Origin of the sequence: Kamptonema sp. PCC 6506 (assembly GCF_000180455.1) — a bacterium.
GTDB classification, from domain to species: Bacteria; Cyanobacteriota; Cyanobacteriia; order Cyanobacteriales; family Microcoleaceae; genus Kamptonema; species Kamptonema formosum.
In genome coordinates, this window is sequence record NZ_CACA01000093.1 from 1 (window position 1) to 5,804 (window position 5,804).

Annotated in this window: 3 protein-coding genes; 2 read left to right on the plus strand and 1 reads right to left on the minus strand. The window is 41.6% G+C overall.

From position 1 onward, the window contains the following. Both OSCI_RS05140 and OSCI_RS05145 read left to right on the plus strand, forming a co-directional pair. A partial coding sequence (locus tag OSCI_RS05140; RefSeq protein WP_234708705.1) for a response regulator occupies positions 1-1,274 on the plus strand: 1,274 nt, incomplete at its 5' end. 41 nt (positions 1,275-1,315) lie between these two features. After that, entirely contained in the window at positions 1,316-3,445 is a 2,130-nt protein-coding gene (locus tag OSCI_RS05145; protein WP_007353799.1) for a pentapeptide repeat-containing protein, read from the plus strand. 11 nt (positions 3,446-3,456) lie between these two features. On the opposite strand, the gene OSCI_RS05150 is transcribed toward OSCI_RS05145, so the two are convergent. Further along, a complete protein-coding gene (locus tag OSCI_RS05150; RefSeq protein WP_007353800.1) occupies positions 3,457-5,667 on the minus strand; it encodes a peptidase domain-containing ABC transporter in 2,211 nt (736 codons plus the stop codon). Positions 5,668-5,804 lie beyond the last annotated feature (137 nt).

A 5,804-nucleotide genomic window follows, 5' to 3' on the forward strand; every position in this document is an offset into this window, starting at 1 on the left:
AAGGTTCCACATTTCATTTCACGATCGAAGCATCTGAGGCCCCGAGTCAGCGACGGCTGTACCTCAGTGGCGTACAACCGCAACTAAATGGTAAGCGGGTGCTGATTGTCGATGACAATGCTACGAATCGGCAGATTTTGCGGCTGCAAACTCAGAAATGGGGAATGATTTCCCAGGAAGCGGCCAACGGTACCGAAGCTCTTAATTGTTTGAGTCAGTCAGAACTCTATGACTTGGCAATTCTGGACGTGCAAATGCCTCAAATGGACGGCCTGACTCTGGCATCGGAAATTCAGAAGTCCGATCGGATAAGGCGGATGCCGATCGTGTTGTTAACTTCCATCAATTGTATGGTAGGAAGTGCTAATGCTGTTTGTTTGACTAAACCGATTAAACCTTCTCAACTTTATGAGGTGCTACTGAGTGTTTTAACTGGGCAAATTCGAGTCCGAGAGAGCGATCGCACACCTTCGTTAACTTTAAATCCAACACCTTCGGCGCTGAGGATTTTGCTAGCAGAGGACAATCTGGTGAATCAGAAAGTCGCACTACGAATTCTGGAACGATTAGGCTACCGCGCTGATGTCGCGAACAATGGTTTAGAAGCGCTGGAAGCTTTGCAACATAAAACTTATGATACTGTGTTGATGGATGTACAGATGCCAGAGATGGATGGTTTGGAAACTGCTCGTTACATTAATCAGCATTGGCCGATACAACGGCGACCTCGAATTATTGCGATGACTGCGAACGCCATGCAGGGCGATCGCGAAAAATGTTTGGAAGCTGGTATGGATGATTATATCAGTAAACCCATTCAGTTTACAGAACTAATTCAAGCTTTATCTCAGTGTCAATCTCTTGACGGCTTATCGGCTAAAATTGGTGTAAATCTAACAGTAGAAGCAATCGATCGCAAACTTTTACAGTCACTTTTTCCGATTGATAACCAAGATGATTTAGATTTTTTAAATGATGTAATAGATAGCTATTTAGCCGATACGCCTAAACAATTACAAGCTTTGCAGGAAGCGGCCTCCCGTTCTGATGCGATCGCCCTGCAACGAACGGCTCACACTCTTAAGTCTACCAGCAGTAACTTTGGTGCTAGAACTCTCTCAGAACTTTGCAAAGCCTTAGAGTCTAAGGCGGGAGCTATTGCTCAAGGTAATAACGTTAGTGCGTCTCTAGAAATGCAGGAGATGGTATCACAAATTGAATCTGAATATGAAAGAGTGAAGGAAGCCCTTTCAAATTTGGATTTTAAGTTGTAAATTGTATGAGAAGATTAATGTTAAATAGGGTAGCATAAAAAATGACTATTGAACCGGAAATCAAAAACAACGAAGCACTTACAAAATCTGAAATATCGCCTGAGCAAGAAAAGGAAGCCTTCAAACTAAAAAACAATTTGCAGGTATTACTTGACAGCTTTAATCGGATCGCTGCCATTTCCGACTCTGTTGAACAGGAGTATGCAATCAATCAGGAAGCAAAACAGTTGGACATCTCGCCGGAGAGCTACCGTCGGATGTTTGAAAATTACGGCAGGCCCAAAAAAGCTCCATCAAAGTTCGATCCGGTAATCAAACCCGTGTCCATCGCTGATAAGAAAGTTGGAGATTTTATTGCCTGGTTTCAAAGTATATCTATTTTTAAATTAACCACAGTTTTTAGCGAAATCACCCTTTTGGTAGCGATGCTATCATTTTTTGTAGACGCTCCCCGGCGGCACCAAGAAGCTATCAATGACGCTCAGCAAGTCGTTCAATCTGCTAAAGAAAAAACATATTCTCAAGGAAGAATAGATGCTTTAACTGATTTGAATAAATATTGCGTAAGCGTCACAGGGGTGAGTGCAGTTAAGGCAGAATTGAAGGGGATTGAACTCAATAATTGCTATGTATACCCAGAACTTGGGGAAATTTTTAGTCAGTGGCCGCCGCTGCTTTCAAAATATCGAGGATTTGACCTTTCCTATGCAAATCTTGAAGGCGCTAATCTGGAAGGAGCTAACCTCAAAAATATAGATTTCCGAGGAGCGAATTTGGCAGGTGCTAACTTGGTGGCAGCGAATTTGGCAGGTGCTAATTTGGCAGGAGCAAATCTGAAAGGTGCTAAACTTTGGAGAGCAAATCTGGAAGGTGCTAATTTAGAAAATAGCAATCTCCAGAACAGCGGTCTTGGTAGAGCTAACCTTCGGAAAGCGAATTTTCAAGGAGCTAATCTGAGTGGTGCTAAGATTTATTGGAGCAATATTCAGGGAGCTAATTTTTCCCGAAGCAATCTTCAGGGAGCTAATTTTAGCAGATCTAAGCTTCAAGGAGCTGACTTATATAGGGCTAACCTCCAAGGAGCTTCTTTCCGCCATACCGATCTTCGAGAGGGTACTAATTTCCGGGAAGCTGAACTCAAGGGTGCGGATTTTAGAGAAACAAACTTTTGGTCAACTCATCAACTTAAAAGAGGAAAAAATTGGGAACAAGCCTTCAAAAATATAAACTGGGAATTGCAAGCCAGACAAAAGCCGCAAAAAACTTTCCAAATTGGGTTAATAAAAGGTACTAAGGGAAGTTTGTTTACATCATACCAGAAAGGGATGGAAAAAGCGGCGGCAGCTCGGAACATTAAAATTGTTGCTGTAGATTCGGACACTGGGGTTGAGATAGAAGCTCAAACTATTAGAGAATTAGTTACTGCTGGAACTGATGCAATTGTGCTGTTACCAGAAGATCCTAACGCTTCTAAGACTGCGATTCAAGAAGCTTACGAGTCTGGGGTTGCAGTTGTGACAGTTGGGGCTTGTCTGAATGAATTAGAAGCTAATAGATACGTCTTTGCTTGTTATCGCTGCGATCGCTACCAGATGGGCTACGACTCAGGTGATTACTTGGCAAAATGGGTGGAGAAAAAAATGTCTGGAAAGGAGGTAAATATCGGTCTGTTAGACAATGCCTCTTATGATAGTTATTACCCAACTATTCAGGGTTTTTATGCTGCAATGAAAGCATCCAATATCCGCTGGAACGAGGTAGCTTCTACTAATGCAGCACTGCGTTCGGATTTACCAGAGGTAAAGCAAATGTTGCAAGACCATCCAACAATTAATATTCTGTGGGGAGGTTCTAACGCCGCTACTGATGTTGCTCTTCAAGCAGTGGATGAGTTGAATTTAGAAGGTAAAGTATTTGTATTTGGAATGTCAAATTTGACTGAGGATAAAGCGGAGCTATTGCTCAACCCTAACCACCCGTTGGAGTTAATTATCGACCAGTCTGGGCGGAAGGTTGGCTATGAGGCTGCTAAGACTGCGATCGCAATTCTGAATGGGGATGTCACGGGTTACAAATTCCACTTAGTAAAACATCGGCTCTTTAAGCAAGATGACAACGAAAGCATTCGCCAGTCCTTAAATGCAATTGAAAAGTCTAGTGGAGGTGATTAAGCATTTATTCGTTAAGGATTTAAAAAGTCTAAATGTTCGCCGGGGAGCGATCGCAACTTCTCCACCGATCCTTCCAGCTTCAAGCGACCTCGATCTAACATTACAATCCAATCAGCTCGATTAATCACTCTCGGCCTGTGGCTAATCAAAATCGTAGTTTTCCCCCAGCGGTGCAGTAATAACTGTTCCAGCACTTGAGTTTCAGTCGCGGGATCTAGCCCAGCAGTAGATTCATCTAAAATCAAAATTGGTGGGTTGTTGACAATGGCGCGTGCGATCGCTAATCTTTGTCGCTGACCCCCAGAAATATTCGCGCCAAATTCCCCCAAAATAGTTTGATATTTCTCAGGTAATTTGCTAATAAATTCATCAGCACCAGCAATTTTACAAGCTTTAACAATCTCTTCAAAGGGAACCTCTGGATTTCCTAAACGGAAATTTTCTAAAATAGACCTACTCCAAAAATGTGCTTCTTGAGGAACTAAAACCACCTGCTTTCTAAGACAATCGAGAGAAAGGTCTTGCAAATTATAAATACCGATTCTAATATTGCCAGATTGCAAGGGATACAAACCAGCAATAATTTTAGCTAAGGTACTTTTTCCACAACCAGAAGGGCCAATCAAAGCAATCGCTTGACCACCTGGTAAAGTAACAGAGAAATCTTCTAGCAAGTCAATTCTACCAGGGTAATGAAAATTAATACTACTACAAACAATATTATGGCGATTGGTAATGTCTACAAAAGGTTTATCAGCGTCACCTTGGGTTTCTGGCGTAGCATCGATCACTTCCGCTAAGCGACTTGTCGCAGTCTGAACGCGGGTAATTTCATCAGCAAATCCTACTAATGTATTCACCCACGTTGTCACATTTTGATTCATGCTGATAAAAGCTAGCAATTGACCGATACTCAATTCTTTATTAATCACTAATCCGCTGCCTAGCCATAGTAAACCAATACTACCTGAACTACTGACAAATCCCGAAAAAATATTATTGATAATCCCAATTTGCATAGTACGGAAGGTAAGATTTGCTAGACGACCAAAGCGGCTTTGTAATTCTTCCCAAAATTGTTGAGTGCTGCTAGTAGTTTTCAGAGTTAAAGCACCTTTAAAAGTTTCGACCATCACACCTTGCGTTTCAGCTTCTAAAACCAATAAACTACGAGTTTTTTGTCTGAGGATAGGGAGAAAAGCTAGAGTTGATAATGTCATTAAAACTGCTACGATTGTAGCCGCAAAGGTAAGCTGTACGCTATACATGAGCATAAAAGCTAAGGAAACTATAGCCATAAAAAACTGGCTAGGTAAACTCACCAATACTTCCGAAGCCAATTGATTAATTTCTTGGATATCGTTTAATCTACTAATGATTTCGCCGCTACGTCTGGATTCATAGAAACTTAAAGGCAATCGGAGAAACTTGCGTCCGAATTCCATCACTAATCCTAGTTCTAGGCGTTGGGAAAAGTGGGCAATTAAATTTGACTGCACTAATTCTAAGCTGCTACTGAAAATGTTCATAATTACAACTGCGATCGCCACACTAGCTAGCAGTTGAGTATCGCCGCGAACGAGGACATCATCAGTGAGAATTTGAATCAGAAAAGGCGAAGCAATGGAAAGCAAACCTAAGACAATGTTCAGTATCAATGCTTCAATTAAAACTTTTCGATAAGTCCAAGTTCGCCTGAGCCACCTTTGTAGAGAACTTGCCGATTGCTGGTCATAATTATGGGCAAAAAATCTATCTGGATCTGGTTCGAGGAGCAAGCAAACCCAATCTGTCCAACCTTCGATTAACTCTTGTTTAGAAATGTAGCGGATTCCTACTGCGGGATCTGCGATCGCATATTTTTTCCCCTGCTTACCATACAAAACTATCCAGTGAGTACCATACCAGTGAATAATTGCTGGTAAAGGTGCTCCATCGAGCTGGTCTAAAATAGTAGGTGCTGCTCGTACAGAGCGCGCATTAAAACCAATAGTCTCAGCTCCCTGTTTTAGACCTAATAAAGTCGTTCCTTGTTGACCAGTTCCTACAGTTTCTCGTAGGCGGCTAATTGGGAAGATTCTACCATAATATTTAGCAACTGAAGCAAGACAAGCGGCTCCACAATCTTCTTCGCTTTGCTGTAGAACAACTTGGTATTTCATAAAACGATTTACTTGCCCATAGGAGGGAGTACCCTGGAAAAATGGAATCAGGTCTAACATTGGTAATTGGTAATTGGTAATTGGTAATTGGTAATTGTTAACTGTTAACTGTTAACTGTTAACTGTTAACTGGTAACTGGTAATTTACGTTTAATTATTAGGACTTATGCAGGTCGTCTCAGAAACCGGTTTTTTTG